At 59.6% G+C, this 18,228-nt stretch carries 13 protein-coding genes and 1 riboswitch; of the genes, 8 read left to right on the forward strand and 5 right to left on the reverse strand.

The genetic code is table 11. From position 1 onward, the window contains the following. Window positions 1–8 precede the first annotated feature (8 nt). Complete coding sequence (locus HYP802_RS0113350) at window positions 9–707, reverse strand: hypothetical protein (RefSeq protein ID WP_155831226.1); 699 nt, start codon at window positions 705–707, stop codon at window positions 9–11. A 316-nt stretch (window positions 708–1,023) separates the two neighbouring features. Here HYP802_RS0113350 and HYP802_RS0113355 point away from each other — a divergent pair, with 316 nt between their 5' ends. Then, window positions 1,024–1,722 carry an SDR family NAD(P)-dependent oxidoreductase gene (locus HYP802_RS0113355; RefSeq protein ID WP_013947949.1) on the forward strand — a complete coding sequence of 233 codons (699 nt, stop codon included), beginning with the start codon at window positions 1,024–1,026 and terminating at the stop codon, window positions 1,720–1,722. 24 nt (window positions 1,723–1,746) lie between these two features. Here the strand turns inward: HYP802_RS0113355 and HYP802_RS0113360 are convergent, their stop codons facing one another. Next, the gene (locus HYP802_RS0113360; RefSeq protein WP_013947950.1) at window positions 1,747–3,657 is read right to left on the reverse strand and encodes a hypothetical protein; all 1,911 of its coding nucleotides are present in this window, start codon (window positions 3,655–3,657) and stop codon (window positions 1,747–1,749) included. A 449-nt stretch (window positions 3,658–4,106) separates the two neighbouring features. Here HYP802_RS0113360 and HYP802_RS0113370 point away from each other — a divergent pair, with 449 nt between their 5' ends. The 3 genes from HYP802_RS0113370 to HYP802_RS0113380 all read left to right on the forward strand — a co-directional run bounded on the left by HYP802_RS0113370 (window position 4,107) and on the right by HYP802_RS0113380 (window position 7,112). Continuing rightward, entirely contained in the window at window positions 4,107–4,562 is a 456-nt protein-coding gene (locus tag HYP802_RS0113370) for a MarR family transcriptional regulator (protein ID WP_013947952.1), read from the forward strand. 129 nt (window positions 4,563–4,691) lie between these two features. Next, a complete protein-coding gene (locus HYP802_RS0113375) occupies window positions 4,692–5,702 on the forward strand; it encodes a helix-turn-helix domain-containing protein (RefSeq protein WP_013947953.1) in 1,011 nt (336 codons plus the stop codon). Between the two features lie 198 nt (window positions 5,703–5,900). Then, complete coding sequence (locus HYP802_RS0113380) at window positions 5,901–7,112, forward strand: extensin family protein (RefSeq protein ID WP_013947954.1); 1,212 nt, start codon at window positions 5,901–5,903, stop codon at window positions 7,110–7,112. A 21-nt stretch (window positions 7,113–7,133) separates the two neighbouring features. Here HYP802_RS0113380 and HYP802_RS0113385 read toward each other — a convergent pair whose 3' ends face one another. The 3 genes from HYP802_RS0113385 to HYP802_RS0113395 all read right to left on the reverse strand — a co-directional run bounded on the left by HYP802_RS0113385 (window position 7,134) and on the right by HYP802_RS0113395 (window position 14,120). Further along, complete coding sequence (locus HYP802_RS0113385; protein ID WP_013947955.1) at window positions 7,134–9,641, reverse strand: tetratricopeptide repeat protein; 2,508 nt, start codon at window positions 9,639–9,641, stop codon at window positions 7,134–7,136. 102 nt (window positions 9,642–9,743) lie between these two features. Then, window positions 9,744–12,914, reverse strand: a complete 3,171-nt coding sequence (locus tag HYP802_RS0113390; RefSeq protein WP_013947956.1) for a multidrug efflux RND transporter permease subunit — start codon at window positions 12,912–12,914, stop codon at window positions 9,744–9,746. Window positions 12,915–12,929: 15 nt separating this feature from the next. Further along, a complete protein-coding gene (locus HYP802_RS0113395) occupies window positions 12,930–14,120 on the reverse strand; it encodes an efflux RND transporter periplasmic adaptor subunit (RefSeq protein ID WP_013947957.1) in 1,191 nt (396 codons plus the stop codon). Window positions 14,121–14,378: 258 nt separating this feature from the next. Between HYP802_RS0113395 and HYP802_RS0113400 the strand changes: the two genes are divergently transcribed. From HYP802_RS0113400 to HYP802_RS0113420, 4 genes are all read left to right on the forward strand, one after another. Beyond that, entirely contained in the window at window positions 14,379–15,017 is a 639-nt protein-coding gene (locus HYP802_RS0113400; RefSeq protein ID WP_029670981.1) for a TetR/AcrR family transcriptional regulator, read from the forward strand. A 133-nt stretch (window positions 15,018–15,150) separates the two neighbouring features. After that, window positions 15,151–15,258: riboswitch (guanidine-I (ykkC/yxkD leader) on the forward strand. Between the two features lie 199 nt (window positions 15,259–15,457). Then, window positions 15,458–16,468: a putative urea ABC transporter substrate-binding protein gene (locus HYP802_RS0113410; protein ID WP_245261533.1), complete on the forward strand. Its 1,011-nt coding sequence runs from the start codon at window positions 15,458–15,460 to the stop codon at window positions 16,466–16,468. Window positions 16,469–16,513: 45 nt separating this feature from the next. Next, a complete protein-coding gene (locus tag HYP802_RS0113415) occupies window positions 16,514–17,332 on the forward strand; it encodes an ABC transporter permease subunit (RefSeq protein WP_013947960.1) in 819 nt (272 codons plus the stop codon). Then, entirely contained in the window at window positions 17,329–18,165 is an 837-nt protein-coding gene (locus HYP802_RS0113420) for an ABC transporter ATP-binding protein (RefSeq protein WP_024275907.1), read from the forward strand. Before HYP802_RS0113415 ends, HYP802_RS0113420 begins: the two co-directional genes overlap by 4 nt. Window positions 18,166–18,228 lie beyond the last annotated feature (63 nt).

Here is an 18,228-nt window from a genome sequence, read left to right on the forward strand (position 1 = left end):
TATGACAACTATTGTGGTGGTGCGTCCCCGCCTTTCGCTGAGCGTCCGGTCGTCGAATAGAGAGGCAGCGTGCCGACGTTGAAAGCGCGAGCGTCGTAATCGCGCAATTCCATGGCGAACGTTACTTCGGCTGGACCGCGATGGAAAAACTTGTCGAGCGGCCCGAAATCGTTCACTTCGGCTTTGTCGAGGACCAAGCGGAATTTGTAGACGCCGGGATCGCGAATGAGCTGGTCCGGCTTCTCTTTCGCGCCATCGGTGAAGAAAAGGACGGTCTCAGTCTTGCTCGCCTTGCCCGGCAAGGGAATGGGCGCGAACGCATCGAAAGCCAGCGAACGGGCTTTTTCCATGGACCAGCGGCCAAAATTGGCAGCGTAGAAATGCTTGGTCTCATTGGTTTTGGTGTTGGTTGCTTCCAACTCCATCGACATGACGGTTCCGGTCCGGCCGCCGTCGTTCAGGAGCGTGACGGGAACTTCTATGACTTCGAAGTTGCTGTTGTTATAAGGCGCGCTGAATTGAATGACAGGCGGCACGAAAATCTTGATATCCGGCGCTTTCAGCGAGCTGTCCCAAAGGCTGTAACCCGAGAATGCGAGTGCCAGCGCCGATATCGCTGCAGAAAATGACCGGCTGCTGATGCCGGAAGAATTTCCACTTTCCCGCTGCGAACCTTCACCCTCGATTTCATGCTGCTCTTTCGTCATTCCCCACGCTCCAACGCCTATGCGGGCGGCATAGCAATCAGCCTTGCCCGAGCGCGTCAAGAACTGAGCGCCGATGGCACGCAGCTTCCGGAAGCAGTGTGCTCGCGGCGAAACGCGGAGGGGCTTTTTTCCTTCATTCATAAAGCTCGCATTGATATTTTGAGCGCGTTGCCTGCGTCGCCGTTCTTTCTTGTCATCAAACCCTTGACACAACCGCACTCGCAACCGCGCTCTGGATGCACGATGTTTCGCGGTGTGAGACTGCGTCCGGGCGGGACCGATCTCAACAATTGGAATTATCGAAAGGAAACAATCCATGTCCGACAAAAGACTTTCAGCGTTGATTGTCGGCGCGTCGCGCGGCCTGGGCCTCGCCCTCGCCGAAGAATATCTGCGACGCGGCTGGCACGTGGTTGCGACCGTGCGCGGCCAGACGAAAACAGCGCTTCACGATCTGCAAGCGAGACACACCGGATCGCTCGAAATCGAAACGGTCGATATCGTGGCGCAAGATCAAGTTGCGGCATTGCATGATCGGCTGGCGGGGAGAACGTTCGACCTGCTGTTCGTCAACGCGGGTGTCGCTAACGATCCGGATGAAACGATCGGCAATGTTTCGACGGACGAGTTTATTCGCGTGATGGTCACCAACGCCCTCAGCCCGATGCGTGTGATCGATGCACTAGATGGGCTCGTCTCGCCGTCCGGCACCATCGGCGTCATGTCGTCGGGCCTCGGCAGCGTGGCCGATAACGAGCATGGCGGCTGGGAGGTCTATCGCGGGAGCAAGGCGGCGCTCAATACGTTCATGCGCAGCTACGCGGCCAGGCAACGTGGCAGCCGCCGCTCTCTCGTTATCATTGCGCCGGGCTGGGTCCGCACCGACATGGGCGGCCCACACGCGACGCTCGGGATCGAGGAAAGCATTCCGCGCGTCGTCGACACGATATCGGCGCAGACGGGGAATCCGGGCCTGAAATATGTGGACTATCTGGGCCGCACCGTGCGGTGGTGATGCCCGAGGCCTCGTTCATCTCGGCTAGGGCGAGGCTTTCACAGTCGATCCGACGACGGCCGCAACGGCCTTGGAGTCGCCTGGCGTCGGCTCGCGGTCGGCGGGCTCTTCGGTGGTGCCAGGTGCGTTCTCGATGGCATCGAGCCACTCGGCCGTCCGCGCGAAATCCGGATCGGCGCGAAAGCGTGCGCTCGCCACGAAGCCGTCCGACCGGCTGATGGCCTGAGCGATCAGCTTGCGAAATTCGGGCACGTCGAAATAGGACGCGTGCACCAGTTCTTTCCAGGTGAAATACGTGCTGATGGCAGTATCGGCTGTATGCGGCGGTACGGCAAACCGGATTTGCCCGATCGCGTGGCGGAACTTGGCGATCGTCAAACTTGCGGCGGCATTGGAGTAATTGGTGACGAGATCGGCGACCGCCGCCGGAAGGCGCGGCTGAGATTTTTCGACCCACGTCGGCCGGTCCAGGGCACCGATAGCAACCTCGCCGTCTGTGTCGTTGCCGTAAGCGGCGCGCTTTACTTCCGAGTTCGTGATGCCATTCAGGATTTTCGCCAATCCCGCGCTGACCACTGTCGCGATGCCTTGAATCACGACCATAAGAACGAGAGCCAAAATGCCAAGAATGGCTGGAACGATAATCGCGGGCACGAAGATCGTACCAAACCAGCGCAGCCGTGGGTCTCGCAGGTCTGTCGTTCCCAGCGCCCAAGATAATTCGTCGGTGACGACGTGCAGCAGAAGCCCGCTGTTTGTCGCGATATCTTCACCGTTTCCGCAGAGCGTCTCGCAGGGCTGCCCGTTCTTCTCGAAGAAGCGTTTCTTGAAGCGCATTCCCCGTTCGATGGCGTCAAGATTGGGGTATTTTTGCTCCAGTTCGTTGCGTTTCTGGCGATATTGCTGCCACGCAGCCTTCGGATCCGACGGCTTTGGAACGGCCGCGCCGCTGTCAGTCTTCACGGCCTCGCCTTCGCCGCGCCAAGCGGCCATCAGCTGGCTGCGAAGATCCTTCAACGCCGCCTCCGCTTCGGGTGAAGCGTTGGCGTCGTAAATCTCGGTTTTCATCCAGTTCGCGATTCCAACCATCTTGGCCGGCGAGAGCAGAATGGCAAAATAGATGATCGGCAGTGCAATGACCGACAGGAGCGTGATCGACGAAACGGCAAACGATTTATCAAAAAAATCGAGCTTGGCGTCAGGCAGCAGCGAGAGCCCTTGGATCGCTTCGTCATCGGGATGAGACAGCGGCAACCATCGCGGGGCGAAATTTGAGCGGGCACGGCTCGTCGTTCGTTTTCGGTAGCTGAGCAGACTGCGGCTGTCCAGCCAGTGCAGGACGACATAGAAGACCAAGGCCGGTAAGCTTGCAAGAACGCCGGTAAAGATCGATACGCGAGGAAAGACTCCGCCGAACAAGGTTCGTCCGCCGTCGAACTGTGTCGCGATCAGATACACGAGATACATGATCAGCAGCATCATCGAGGCGACGAAGATCACCTTCCGCATCAAGCTCAAACGGGTAAGTAACCAAAGCTCTTTCCGGAGCTTCAGGAATGGCGTGCCGACTGTGATCCAGCGCTTAAGGTTGGCGAGCGGATGGCGGCGGGCGGCGTTGCTCAGCAATGCGTCGGAGACGATGGAGCCGCCGTGGCTATGGCCAACGATGCAGTAGGGCTCGCTCTTGGTTTCGAGGTCGCGCATGACTTTCGTCAGCCGGTCGCCAGCCTCTCGCCGCTCGACTTCGCTGTTGTCACCGGCCCAAGGGAATGGAACGAAATTCAGTTCTCCGTCCCGCGCCTCGACGAAGGCGCGCATGTCCTTTTCGAACGTGCTACCCGCTTCCCACCACTGCAATTCCGGCATCGGACCGCCGTTCGGATCAGCCGATGTCGGCGCCGCAAACGTTCCGTGTACGGCAATGATCGTCGCCAAAGCCCCCTCCCCTGGTCGCCGCACGTCTTGCGCAGGCCTATGGGCGGATGATGGCGCATCCGACAGAAAGTATCATTCCACGGATACGATTTGGCGCGCGAAGTCCAGGCCGTGTTGCCACGAATCCCCTGCCCTTTTTACGTGCAGACGCGAATGGAATGGCTGATGTCTGCGAACAATTCGACCTTCGGCGAAATCCGACGCGCAATGTGAACCTTGTGCGTCAGGCACATGCGGCATGCCCGCACGCGCGGTTTTAGGTGCGGGTTTGTTCTCTCGCTCAGAACAATCTGTGCACGTTCACGCTCACCTAAATTTTCCGCAATCTCCCTCACATCCGACTTTCAAGCCCTGATGAGTAGAGAAAACAGAGGCCGACTACTGTTTTCTCCACTGAGCATTTGCGTGCTGATCAATCGCACGCTTTCTTATGGAGGGACACTTCGACAATGAGCCAGCAGCCTGCAGCCCATCTTCAGCGCTCGGTTATTCATCTTCTTCGGCGCGTCGATCAGTGCGCAACGCAGCTTTATTCTACGGAAACTGCCGACAACGACCTGACCCTTCGCCAGCTTGCCATCCTTACGGCGATCTCCCGCCAGGAAAACCTGAGCCAGACCGATCTCGTCACGATTACGGGCATCGACCGTTCTACGGTCGCAGGAATCGTCAGCCGTCTTATCCGCAAAGGCCTACTTGAGCGCAAACGCTCGCCGCTCGACGGTCGCGCCTATTGCGTCCGCCTCTCCAAGCGCGGCGCAAAAGCGATTGCGGGCGCTGACCGTCTCTACTCGCGCGTCGAAAAGAAACTGCTGGCGGGCGTCCCTGCTGCCGAGGCGAGCCAATTTGTCTCGACTCTAAAGTCGATCCTGTCCGCACACGACGAAACGGCAGCGTCCGCATAAAGAATAACCCATCATAACTGCCGACACCGCCGATAGTTCCATCCGTAGAATTATCGGCGGCTCCTCTCTCTTTGCGTTTGACGTTCATCCCTCGGGCCGTATCATCTCTCGGCGGGCAGGGATAAAAAAATGTTGCGCATTCTTGAGGATTCCACTCAGTCAGCCGGGGACGAGCTGACAGAATGGTCCATTTCCACATCAGATGTTCATCCGCGCGATCGGTTCGAATACTGGTTCGAGACGAGCCGTAAGGTATTCGGCCCTTTCGAGACGCGGCCAGACCAACCGACGCGTTTCGAGGGCTACCTGCGGCATCTGCGGCTGCCCGGCATGGCGATTTCGATTTTTCGCTGTAATGGAATGACGGCGTGGCGCACCAAGCGCCAGGCAGCCCAGCTTGCAGATGTCGTGCACATTGCAGTGCAGCTCGGCGGCAGTGTCCGAATTACACAAGACGGCCGCGAGGCCGAGCTCAAGAATGGCGATCTCTGCGTTGTCGATGCGGGGCGTCTCGGCACGTTTGTTCAATCCCCTGATGCTTACTGCCTGGTGATTGAAGTTTCGCGTCGCGATTGCGAAGTGCGGCTCGGTCCGCTGGCGCGATGGACCGCCCGGCGGGTCGATGGGCGGCACGGCGGTGGCGCACTGGCTTCGACGTTTGCCCAATTGCTGCCCGACCAGCTTTCCTATCTGAGCGCGTCCTCGCAATCGCAGGTCAAGCTGCAGCTGCTTGATCTCGTCGCACTCGCGCTGAAGGATTCCGAAGGTGACGATTTCGTTCATTCATCGGCACGTCTCGCCTCTCTCCTTCGGCTGAAATCCGTCGTCGATGACAACCTGTCGAATTGCAGTGCAACATGCGAAGACCTGGCCAGCGCTGCCGGCATTTCGGTCCGCTACGCCAATCAATTGCTTGATGCCGAGCAGACGTCCCTTCAGCGCCTATTATTCAGCAAAAGGATCGAAAAGTGCCAGGCGGCGCTTGCTGACCCGGCGCAAGCGCATCGGCAGATCAGCGACATTGCCTATTCGTGGGGGTTCGGCGACGTCTCGCATTTCGGACGGCTCTTTAAAGCCTTGGTTGGAATGACGCCACGAGATTTCAAAAAGCGTCAGCTCGCCCACGTTGACCGAATTTGAAGAAATCCCGGTCATAATCGCCGTCGGCGGAACTTCACGCCCTTATTAGCGTTTCGAAAGGCCCCTCTCGTTCGAAGGGGTCTGAGATTTTGCCTTTGCGCGCGGCTAAGGCCATCTGTCGTCAAATTTTAGGGCTATCGAACTTAAGCATTCAAAGCGCATCAGACCCCTCGGGAGCTTCAGCGAATAGGATCCGTCTTGAGCAGGCAACAGGAACTGTTAGCTCTGGCCTTGGCGTTTCGTTCCAAGGCTGCCGTCAAGGCAGATGAACTTGCGGTTCGCTCATCTGTTCTGCTCACGCGCATCGTCTTCTTCGGCCTGCTGCTGCTGCCCTTCTTCGAACCCAACAGCTTCTACATTGTTCGCGCCGGACGGCTGAGTTCGCCGCCTGCACTTGAGTTGCATGCGCGAGTCGATATTCCGCCGATTATTCCCTCATCACCGAAGGCGCCGACGCTTCAAGCCGACAGCCCGCCTGCCGACAAAAAGGCCGACGCGGCGCCGACGGACAAAGCGGCGGATGCGGCCGGACCGAATTTGCCGGCGTTATCGAATGCAGGCCAGACAGTTCCGACGCTGCCCGCCCAGAGCGAGGCCTCGGCGAAACCGGTGCCGCCAGGCAAACAGAGCGCGCCCGATTGGACCGAGACCGAGATCGCGTCGGCGAAGCAGGATTGTACGCGGCTGCTCGGCAAAATCACCGTCGTCAGCGAAGAATTGCCGCCGGTCCGCGAAGGTATTTGCGGCGCGCCGGCTCCATATCTTCTGAAGGCGGTCGGTGAGAGCAAGGTCAGAATTGAGCCCGCAGCAACGCTCAACTGCCAGATGATCGCCGGGCTCAACTCGTGGGTCACCGACAAGCTCGAGCCCGCCGCGAAAAAAAACTTCGGTTCATCGATTGTGCGCGTCATTGCGGGGGCCTACTCGTGCCGCAACCGCTACGGGCTTGCGCGTGCGCCCATCAGCGAGCATGCCCTGATGAATGCCATTGACGTCTCGGCCTTCGTTCTAGCGGACGGCAAGGTCATCCGCATTTCGAAGGACTGGGGCCCGACGGAAGAGGAACTGAAACGGGCGCAAAAGGCGAGCGATGCCGCAGCGCCCGCCGAGAAGGCAAAGTTCCAGGTCGCCGCGTCCAAGCTCGGCGCGCACGACATCGCCAAGAAGAACGATGAAAAAGACAAGAGCGACGAGAAACCCAAAGCCGATCCGAAAGCGAAGGCGAAATCTCCGGAAGAGCTAAAGGCGGAGCAGGAAAAGCAGGCCATGTCGGCCTTCCTGCACCAAGCGCACGATGGCGCCTGCAATATTTTCGATACCGTGCTCGGGCCTGACACGAACGAAGCTCACCGCGATCACCTTCACCTCGACATGAAGGAACGCAAGCGGCATCTGACACTGTGCGAATAGACGCGCTGCTTCAGCTTAGCTCTATTCCGCTGGAATCTTGATCGGAGATGGCGCGATATCCGTCGCCTCGGTCTCGATCACGGTGAAAGGACGTGGCGCGTCACCCGCGCGCTTGATGTCGAGCATCATCTCGAACGATCTTTCGAGATTGCGCGTATATCGCGCGGGATCGAAAAGCGGTGCGCTTTCTCTATTCGCCGCGAGCTTCTGTCGGATCGCGCCAAGCTTCGTTTTGTTCTGAGCCAATTCCAGCGCCAGGTCGCTGTAATCGGCGAGATTGGTCGTAATCAGTTCGGGCAACTCTATTGCCGACAGCAGACTGGCGGCGACGCGGCCCGCAAATGTGTCGCCGAGACACGTCAGGACCGGCAAACCGGCCCACAGTGCGTCTGTCGTCGTCGTATGGGCGTTACAGGGCAGCGCATCGAGGAAAAGATCGGCAAAGCGATGACGCGCGAGATGCTCGGCGATCGGCATGCGCTTGGCAAAAACGAGCCGGGATGGATCGACGCCCCTCGCCTCAGCCTCGCGGCGCAAATTCTCGGCGCACGTCGTATTCGGCACGAGCAACCATAGGACCGATCCCGGCACCTTTTGCAGCAACGGCATCCAGACGTCGAACATCGTCGCGTTGAGTTTGTAGCTATTGTTAAAGGAGCAGAACACGAACGCGTCTTCCGGCAATCCGAAATCGGCGCGAGACATCGGCGCGTCGGAGATTAGGCGCTGGCGATCATTCGGCTGATAACTGTGCGGCAGATGGACGATCTGTTCCGTGTAGAATTCCTGAGCACCCATCGGCGCGACCATCGCGTCGGCGATGAGGTAGTCGATGAACCCGGCGCCCATTGTGCCTGGATAGCCCAGGTAGTTCACCTGGATCGGTGCCGCGCGATAGGCGAAAATCTCGCTGCGCGCGTCTCGCGTATATCCTTTGAGATCGACAAGTATGTCGATGGCGTCATCATGGATGGACTGCGCCACGTCACGATTGCGCATCGTCCCGATTTTCTTCAGATGCTCGAACGACCGCAACAAGCGCTGGCGTGTGGCACTGTTGTCTTCGGGACTGTGGCAATAGCCAAAGATCTCGAAGCGGCTGCGATCGAGCCGCTCCAGCACCTCGGCGAAAAGCATCGCGGTTGCGTGCTCGAAGAAATCGCAGGAGACAAATCCGACGCGGATGCGCTGCCCGGCCCCGAGGCGGCTGCGATAAGAAGTAAACCGCGAAGACGGCGGAACGTCGAATGTCCTGGTATAACTCTGTGCCGCCTTGAGTTGATCGGCGGGGCTCGCGCGCAATGCGATCAGCTGGAAGGGCGCAATGCTGACGTTTCTCGTCCGGAAGATTTCGAGGCAGACGCGCTCTTCTTCATCGACGCCATCCCAATCGCAAATCAATCGCCGCAGATTTATGAATTCGAAGCGGTTGACGATGGCGTCCGGCGCGCATTCAAGGCATTTCTGGAATGCCGCACGCGCCTCATCGTAATTTTCGCGCTGCTTCTGGACGATCGCAAGGCTGTAGTACGCATTCGCCAGCTTCGGATCGAGCTTTATCGCGTGTTCCAGGGCCTGAACGGCACCGGCGTGCATGTTCATGCTGCTGAGAAGCATGCCAACACAAGCATATCCCTCTGCACGATTGGGGTCGATCGCGAGACCTGATTGATAACTCGCCAAGGCATCGTGGCGGTATCCCAGTCCTTCGTACGAGAGCGCCAGATTGAAATGATAATCGGCAACACCGGGGTTGGCGACGATGGCACGACGGCCGAGATCGGCTGCCTCCTCAAAGCGCCGATTTTCGCGCAGGTACGTGGCCAAGTGATCGAACTTCCTGGCGCGCTCCTGGGTAGAATCTGATTGGGCCTCGATTTCGGCGATGCGAGTCCCAGTCAAGCCGAGCATCGTCGAGAGACGCAGATCGAGAGTTTTTGCCTCATTGAGTTCCGGGTCCAACGCCAACGCTCGGTTGCAATAGGCCGTCGCGGATTCGATGTCGTTCGATTTGAAGTGAAGTTCACCGAGGCGCGCGAGAACGAGCGGCTGGTTCGGCTTTAAGTTGAGAGCATTGAGGTAAGCCGTCATGGCCTCAGCGTCGTTGTTGGCAACGCGCAAGAGATTGCCGAGAATAGCGTGACCATTTGCGTTCCCCGGCTGCAGAGCCAGACACTCACGGCAAGCCTCTATGGCCTCTTTCGAACGGCTCAGCTCGCCAAGGATGATTGCCAGGTTGAGCCACGCCTCGTGATAGTCGGGCTTGGCGGTGACGCTTTGGCGAATGAAATCGACCGCGCCTTCCAGATCGCGGCGCTGGAAGGCGATCAGGCCGAGATGGTGGAGGCTCGGCGGATGCTCAGGAACGAGCGAGAGCACACGACGATGAGCGATCTCCGATTCGTCGAGACGGCCCGCTTTCAAGGATTGTACTGCGTCGTGATAATGCCGGGCGACGTCGGCATTTCGACCGGACTGCGGTGCCGCTCGCGAAACTGCCTCTGCGCGCCGCCGCTCTCTTCTATTCATCGTCGCTGCCCGGTCCTCTCAGCCGCATAAAAAACGCCGGAGTCGAGTTTGACTCCGGCGTCATGTGCGAGGCTTGCACCGGTGAGGAACCGGCCGAGATTTTTATTCCGCCGGATGCGCGGGCGATTCGCTCTGCTCCGGCCGGCTGCGGCGCAAACTAGAGAGCCAACGACAGACGACGTAGAACACCGGCGTGAAGATCAAGCCGAAGAACGTCACGCCGATCATGCCCGAAAATACCGCCGTGCCGAGAGCCTGGCGCAACTCGGCGCCGGCGCCGACGGCCCAGACGAGCGGAACGACGCCGAGAATGAAGGCGAGCGACGTCATGATGATCGGCCGCATTCGGAGCCGTGCAGCTTCCGTCGCCGCCTCGAAGCGGTTTCTGCCCTGACCCTCAAGTTGCTCGGCAAACTCCACGATTAGAATCGCGTTCTTTGCCGCCAAACCTATGAGCACGATGAAGCCGACCTGGGTGAGGATGTTGTTGTCCATACCGCGGATGACGACGCCGGAGATCGACGCGATCAAGCTCATTGGCACGATCAAGATGACCGCCAGCGGCAGCGTCAGGCTTTCGAACTGCGCGGCCAGCACCAGGAACACGAACGCGACGCCGAGCGCGAAAGCGAACACCGCCGTATTGCCTGCACGGATCTGCTGGAAGGCGAGATCGGTCCATTCGTAACTGAAGCCGGGCGGCAGTGTTTCGTCAGCCATCTTCTCCATGATGCTGATCGCCTGGCCTTGCGAATAGCCGGGCGCGGCCGAACCATCGAGCTCGGCAGCCGGATAGAGGTTGTAGCGCGGAACACGCGACGGACCGGAAATGTCACTCACAGTCACGAACGATCCGAGCGGAACCGTATCGCCGTTGTTGTTGCGGACACGGATGTTCAGCGCATCCTGCGGGGTCAGGCGGAAAGCTCCGTCGGCCTGCGCAGTGACACGGAACGTGCGTCCCAGGATGTTGAAGTCGTTGACGTAGAGCGACCCCAGATAGGTCTGCAACGCCGAGAAGACGTCCGGAATATTGATGCCGAGCATCTCAGCCTTGACGCGGTCGATGTTGAGATAGAGCTGCGGCGTTGCCGTCTCGAACAGCGAGAAGACCTGCCGGACGCCCTGTGTCTGGGCAGCTTTGGCCATCATCGCATTGACGGCCTGCTGCAATGCCTGCGAGCCCGCGCCGCTGCGATCTTCGACCATCATACGGAAGCCGCCAGCGTTGCCGAGACCGCGAACAGGCGGCGGCGCAACGACCAGAACGAGACCTTCCTGAATCGCCGAAAACTTCTTCAGCAGTTCGGTGCGGATATTCGCCGCCGACATTTTGGGATCTTTGGCGCGCTCGGCGAAGTCTTTCAGCACCACGAAGACGGCGCCGGTGTTCGACGCGTTGACGCGTGTCGCACCGGAAAAGCCGACGAGGCTGACGCAATGGGCGACGCCGGGAATCTTCAGCGCCATGTCGACGATCCGCCGGTTCACCGCGTCAGTACGCTCGAGCGATGCGGCCGGAGGAAGCTGGACAACGGTGATCAGGTAGCCACCGTCCTGATCGGGAATGAAGCCGACCGGCGTCTTGCGGAACTCGTTCAGGCCAAACGCGATAAGACCCGCATAGATGACGAGCATGATCACCGCGAAGCGAACGGCGCGGCTAGCGAGCCAGCCGTACCCGTGCGAGAGCCTCTCGAAGCTCCAGTTGAACGCATTGAAGAACGCTCGGATCGGCCACGTGATGATGCTGTGGCGTTCGTGCTCGGCGTGCGGCTTCAACAGGAGGGCACAAAGCGCGGGCGAGAGTGTCAACGACACGATCAGCGAGATGACGGTCGCGCCCGCGATCGTCAGCGCGAACTGCCGATAGAACTGGCCAGAGATGCCAGTGATGAACGCCGACGGCACGAAGACAGCGCTCAGCACCAGGGCGATGGCGATCAACGCGGTGCCGACTTCTTCCATCGTCCGATACGCGGCTTCGCGTGGACTGAGCCCGTTCGACATGTTGCGTTCGACGTTCTCGACGACGACGATTGCGTCGTCGACGACGATACCAATGGCTAGCACGAGACCGAACAGCGACAGGTTGTTCAGCGAGAAGCCAAACAGCGCCATGAGGAAGAATGTACCGACAAGGGATATGGGGATCGCCACAATCGGGATGATCGCCGCACGCCACGTCTGCAGGAACAGCACGACCACGATCACAACGAGCACGATGGCTTCGAGGATCGTATGAACGACGGCATCGACCGACTGCTGAATAAAGTCGGTCGGATTATAGACGATCGTATACTTGAGGCCCGGCGGGAAATTCTTTGAAATTTCCTCCATCTCGTCTTTGATCTTCTTCGCCGTCTCGATGGCGTTCGAGCCGGGCAGCTGGAAGATGCCGAGACCGACAGCGGCCTGCTTATCGAGATAGGAGTTGATACCGTAGTCGAGACCCGCAAGCTCTACCCGCGCGACATCCTTCACGCGGACAACCGAATTCGATGTCTGCTTGACTATGATGTTTCCGAATTCTTTCGGATCGATCAGACGCCCGAGCGTCTGCACCGTAATCTGGAAAGCTCCCGGGTTCGGGAGCGGCGGCTGGTTCAACACGCCCGCCGCAACCTGAACATTTTGGCCGCGGAGCGCCGTCACGACGTCGTCGGCAGTCAAGCCGAGCGACTGCAGCCTGTCGGGATCGAGCCAGACGCGCATCGAATAATCGCGGCCGCCGAAAACCGTCACGGAACCGACGCCTTGAATTCGGGTCAACTGGTCGATGACGTTGACGTTGGCGTAGTTCGAAATGAAGAGCGTATCGCGCGAGTTGTCCGGAGACAGCAAATGCACGACCATCATCAGGTCGGGAGACGCCTTGGCGACCGTCACGCCGATGTTGCGCACGTCTGCCGGCAGACGCGGAAGCGCAATCTGCACGCGGTTCTGGACCTGAACCTGCGCGATATCGAGGTTCGTGCCGATATCGAACGTGATCGAAATCGAGAAACGGCCGTCATTCGTCGAGTTCGACGAAATAAACAGCATGTGCTCGACGCCGTTGATCTGCTGTTCGAGCGGTGTCGCGACCGTGGCCGCAACGATTTCGGCGCTGGCGCCCGGGTATTGCCCCGTCACGTTGACGACGGGCGGTGCAATTTCCGGATACTGCGCGATCGGCAGGCGGCTGACGGACACCGCGCCGATGATCACGAAAACGATCGAAACGACGGCCGCAAAGATGGGCCGGTCGATAAAGAAGTGCGAAAGACGCATGGAACGGTCCGTTCTCTAGTTGGTCCGGACCATTTGGTCCTTCGGGTTCGAAGCGTCAGCCGTCGCCTGTTGGGGCGTCACCTTCGAACCAGGCCGCACGCGCATCAGTCCGTTGACGATGATCGTGTCGTCGGCGGTCAGTCCGGCCGTAATGACACGCAAGCCATCAATCACCGGACCGAGGGTCACGTATTTGGGCTTCGCGACGTTGTTCTTGTCGACGGCCAACACAAACTTGCGAACCTGCTCGGTGCCGATGGCATCGTCGGGGACGAGGAGCGCCTCTTCGGGCGGATGGGAAGCGATGCGGATGCGACCAAACATGCCCGGCGTCAGGCGGCCATCGGCATTCTTGAAGACGGCGCGGCCGCGGATCGTGCCGGACGACGGGTTGATGGCGTTGTCGACGAAGTCGATGTGGCCGTGATGCACGAAATCCTTGTCGTTGATCAGCTTCAAGTCCGCATCGAGGCTCAAGCCGCGATCGACGCTGTCGGCGCGCTTGACCGAGGCGGCGTCGAGATAGCGGAGGTAAGACGCCTCATCCATCGTGAATTCGAAACGGATCGGATCGACGGAGACGATGGTCGCGAGCAAGGTCGTGTTGCCGCTCGTTCCACCAGTGACGAGGTTGCCGATGGACACGCGACGATCGCCAATGCGACCGGAGATCGGCGCAGTCAGCTCGGTGAACTCAAGATCCAGCGACGCTTGACGCGTCGAGGCTTCGGCGGCCGTCACGTTGGCTTGCGCGACGCGTTCGGCCTGCACCCGCTGATCGAGCGTCTGCTGCGTGATGACGGTTCCGACGGGCAGATTTTTGCCGCGCTCGAGATCGGCCTCGGCGAATGCCAAGTTGGCTTTTCCTTGCGCGATGGACGCTTGGGCCTGATCGAGCGCCGCCTGGAAGGGCCGACGGTCAATCGTAAAGAGCGGATCGCCGACTTTGACCATCTGGCCGTCGGTGAAATGGATCTTGTCGAGATAACCGGAGACGCGAGCGCGCACCTCGACATAATCGAGCGCGACGAAGCGGCCGACGTATTCGTCGTAGTCGGTCACGACCTTTTTGACCGGCTTAGCGACGGTGACCTGCGGCGGCGGAGGCGGCGCCGTCTGAGCTACGGACTTCTCCTCGCTGCACCCCGATATGGCTGCGGAAAGAAAGAGCAGAGCCGCGACGATGGGAGCGGATCGTTGGAACACGCTGTCTTTCTCCATCACGAAATTTTGCGTCAATGCATCAGCCGAGCGCTTCGGTAAACTCGTGGCATTGAACGTCAGATTCTACGGTGTCACGCACACGGGCGGGCTCACCAATATAATTTACTCGGACCCCACCCCATGGAGCGCAAGCGCTGAACAACCGAATGACAGGTCCAGGGAGTCGTGTTAGCGAGTCCCCGACGCAGTTACCGATCGGTAACACAGCTAACGACGGCTAACTTTTTCGTCAAGAGGGCGATGGGAACCACGCTGGACAAGGACGTGCGCAATTTCAGCGAGTTGCGCTCTGAAATTAGCGCGATCCTTGCCGGGAAGCCGCCGCGCGAGCGAATTTTGCTTGCGGCACGTGAGCTTTTCTATCGGTTCGGCGTGCACATCGTAGGCGTCGAAGCCATCGCCGAGACCGCCCTTACGAACAAAATGACGCTTTACCGGCACTTTCGTTCGAAGGACGAGCTTATCGTCGCCTACGTCGAGCAGCTGGCGGGAGAAAATGTCGAAATCCTGGACCGCCTGCTAGGCGAAGGCCTTGGTACGCCCGAACAAAAGCTCACCGCGTGGATCGATCACGTCGAAGACGTTCTATCCAACAAGAGTGAGCGTGGGTGTGCGCTCGCGAACGCCGCAGTGGAGCTCGATCCCGGACATCCGGCACGCGGGGTGATCGAAGCCTACAAGCGGCGGAAGCATGACCGGCTCGTCGAAGTTTTCCGCGCCGCACGCTATCGGGAGCCGGAACGGCTCGCAGACGAAGTCTTCCTGCTGTTCGAAGGCGCTCGCATCAGCCTGCAGTGCGGCGGCGCCGGACCCGCGTCGCGTCTCGTTGCCATGCTGCGCAGCCTTCTCGCCGCCAGCCCGCGTGACGTTGCAAAATAATCGCCGAACGCCGACGGGATGCCCACGCAGTAGGCGCCGTGCTCAAGTCACTAGCAGAGTTCCGCGCAACACCTCGATAAAATCACGTATTTTCGACGAATATGAACTGGCACAGCTTGTGCACCTCAGCAGTGCATAACGCCTCTAGGGTTCCGGCTTTCCCAAGCGTCAGGTCCGAGAGAGGCTCTCCCGCCTCGCGAGCAGCGCGGCGGAGCCACGGCGGGATAAAAGCCCGGGAGACCTACACCGCGAGTTGCTTCGGCTCTCGAACGGACAGGCCTCCCTCTGTGCGCATTTTCCGCGCGTATTCGAGGATCCCCGCCCGCTTCCTGAACCGGTGCCCTTGCGGTCTGATTTGAGTGATCAGCACAAGGACAGGGTCAGCAATGCGCTATTCCGTCACGAAAATTCTGAAAGCTGTGATTGGCGCCGCGGCCGTGATGGGGTTTGCCCTATCGCCGGCCAACGCCGCCGAGAAAAAAGACTTCAAGGTCGCCTGGTCGATTTATGTCGGCTGGATGCCGTGGGGATACGCGGCCGATTCTGGCATCGTGAAGAAGTGGGCCGACAAGTACGGCATCAACATCGAAGTGAAGCAGTTCAACGACTACGTTGAATCGATCAACCAATACACGGCCGGCTCTTTCGATGCCGTGACCGTTACGAACATGGACGCTCTTTCCATTCCGGCCGCAGGCGGCGTCGATACGACGGCCGTGATCGTGGGTGACTTCTCGAACGGCAACGACGCGATCATCCTGAAGAACAAGGACAAGCTCGCCGACATCAAGGGACAGGACGTCAATCTCGTCGAGTTCTCGGTTTCGCATTATCTGCTGGCCCGTGCACTGCCGACCGTCGGGCTCGCCGAGAAGGATCTGAAGGTCGTCAACACGTCCGACGCCGATATGGCGGCAGCTTACAAGACGCCCGACGTGACGGCGGTCGTGACCTGGAAGCCGATCGTCTCGACGATCCTGGAATCGCCTGACGCGCACAAGGTGTTCGACAGCTCGCAGATCCCCGGCGAGATCATCGACCTGATGGTCGTGAACACGAATGTCCTGAAGGACAATCCGAAATTCGCGAAGGCGCTCGTCGGCATCTGGTACGAGACGCTGGCCGCGATGAAGGACGGAACCACGGCGAAGGAAGCGATGGCAAAAGCTTCAGGCACCGATCTTAAGGGCTTCGATGAGCAGCTTGCGACGACGATGCTGTTCTCAGAGCCGAAGGACGCCGTGGCCTTTACGACGGGAGAGCAACTCAAGAAGACGACGGAACTGGTTTCGAACTTCCTGTTCGAGAAGGCTCTGCTCGGCAAGGACGCGAAGTCGGCCGGCGCGATCGGCGTCGAATTTCCTGACAAGACCGTCTTCGGCGACAAGGGGAACGTGAAGTTCCGCTACGACGCATCGTTCATGAAAGAAGCGGAAGACGGCAAGCTCTAGGCTCGCACACTTTTCATCCCACAATAATCGCAGGAAGGCGGATGCATGCGCGCCATAAACTATCGTCCTGACAGAACGTGGCGGCTTGCGCTTGCCCTCCTGCCATTTGCACTTCTAATTCTGGCCTACATGATCGGATCAGGCATCCGACTGGCGGAAAACCCGAACGACAAGCTGCTGCCGAGCTTCTCGAAAATGGGCCAGGCCATCGATGACTATGCGCTGAAGCCCGATGCGCGCACCGGCGACTATCTTCTATGGGAAGACACGACCGCGAGTTTGACGCGGCTCGTTACGGGTCTTGCGATCTCAACGATCATAGCGCTAGTTCTCGGCATCGTGCTCGGCTTGCTGCCGGTCGCCGGCGCAACGTTCGGGCCGGTCATTGCCGTCTTATCGATGGTGCCGCCGCTCGCCTTGTTGCCTATTCTCTTTATCATCATGGGCCTTGGCGAAGCTTCGAAGATTACGCTCATCGTCGTCGGTACGTCGCTGAAGCTGATCCGCGACATCGCCTTGCGCGTCGAAGACATTCCGCGCGAACAGCTCATCAAGGCGCAGACGCTTGGCGCGTCGAGCATGCAGATCGCGCTGCGTGTGATCCTGCCGCAGACGCTGCCACGTCTGCTTGATTCCGTCCGTTTCGAGATTGGACCGGCGTGGCTGTTCCTGATCGCGGCGGAAGCCATCGCGGCGGATGCCGGCCTTGGCTATCGCATCTTCCTCGTGCGCCGCTATCTCTCGATGGATGTGATCCTGCCGTATGTCGCGTGGATCACCCTCCTCGCCTTCCTGATGGATCTCGGTTTGCGCATCCTGCAACGGAAGGCTTTCCCGTGGTTTGCGCAAGCGAGGGCTCAATGAGCGCAATTGTCTTCGATAAGGTCTGGAAGGAATACGGCGATCATGTCGTTCTGGAACAGATCGATCTCAGAATCGCGCCGCGTGCCTTCGTGGCGCTCGTCGGTCCGTCGGGCTGCGGCAAGACCACGTTTCTGCGCATGCTGCTCGGAGAAGAGAAGCCGACGCGCGGAAAAATTACCGTCGCTGGCCAACCTCTGAAGCCCGAGCCTGACGCAGATCGTGGTGTCGTGTTTCAGCGCTATTCGGTGTTCCCGCACCTGACAGTACTCGGCAATGTCGTCATCGGGCGGGAATTTGAGAAAAGCGGCGGCCTCGGCCGACTGTTCGGTTCGAAGCGCAGGCAGGCTGAAGAAGAGGCTCGCGAGCTGCTCAAGGCGGTCGGGCTTTCGGGAAACGAGAAGAAATATCCGGTGGCATTATCGGGCGGTATGCAGCAACGCTTGGCGCTCGCGCAGGCGCTGATGCGTCGGCCGAAGATCCTGCTGCTCGACGAGCCGTTCGGGGCGCTCGACCCCGGCATTCGCGCCGACATCCACGTCCTGATGCGCCGCATCTGGAATGAATCGGAGCTGACCGTCGTGATGGTCACGCACGATTTGCGCGAGGCCTTCGCGCTCGGCACGCGCATCATTGCCTTCGAACGTACGCGTGACCGTCCGGAAGAAGCCGAGCGCTATGGCGCGCGGCTGTCGGCCGACATCGCGCCGGGCATGAACGGCGTCGCGTTGCCCCAGGGCGCGACCATCACCAAGGACATCGATATTTGGCCGCCGAAAATCGCGGGGTCGCCCGCCATTCCGGCGGATGGCGGGCATTCGGAGTCGCGTTCGTAAGACGACATGCCTCCGCCAGGGACGACCCTGGCGGCTATGACCAACCCGGGACGGCCCGGACCG

Origin of the sequence: Hyphomicrobium sp. 802, assembly GCF_000526135.1 — a bacterium.
Classification (GTDB): Bacteria; Pseudomonadota; Alphaproteobacteria; order Rhizobiales; family Hyphomicrobiaceae; genus Hyphomicrobium_B.

Bases quoted from the DNA above. Each gene is read 5' to 3' on its own strand.
- HYP802_RS0113420 (WP_024275907.1), top strand. From the start codon at position 17,329: ATGAGCGCAATTGTCTTCGATAAGGTCTGGAAGGAATACGGCGATCAT.
- HYP802_RS0113390 (WP_013947956.1), bottom strand. From the start codon at position 12,914: ATGCGTCTTTCGCACTTCTTTATCGACCGGCCCATCTTTGCGGCCGTC.
- HYP802_RS0113415 (WP_013947960.1), top strand. From the start codon at position 16,514: ATGCGCGCCATAAACTATCGTCCTGACAGAACGTGGCGGCTTGCGCTT.
- HYP802_RS0113410 (WP_245261533.1), top strand. From the start codon at position 15,458: ATGGGGTTTGCCCTATCGCCGGCCAACGCCGCCGAGAAAAAAGACTTC.
- HYP802_RS0113355 (WP_013947949.1), top strand. From the start codon at position 1,024: ATGTCCGACAAAAGACTTTCAGCGTTGATTGTCGGCGCGTCGCGCGGC.
- HYP802_RS0113385 (WP_013947955.1), bottom strand. From the start codon at position 9,641: ATGAATAGAAGAGAGCGGCGGCGCGCAGAGGCAGTTTCGCGAGCGGCA.
- HYP802_RS0113350 (WP_155831226.1), bottom strand. From the start codon at position 707: ATGACGAAAGAGCAGCATGAAATCGAGGGTGAAGGTTCGCAGCGGGAA.
- HYP802_RS0113375 (WP_013947953.1), top strand. From the start codon at position 4,692: ATGTTGCGCATTCTTGAGGATTCCACTCAGTCAGCCGGGGACGAGCTG.
- HYP802_RS0113370 (WP_013947952.1), top strand. From the start codon at position 4,107: ATGAGCCAGCAGCCTGCAGCCCATCTTCAGCGCTCGGTTATTCATCTT.
- HYP802_RS0113400 (WP_029670981.1), top strand. From the start codon at position 14,379: ATGGGAACCACGCTGGACAAGGACGTGCGCAATTTCAGCGAGTTGCGC.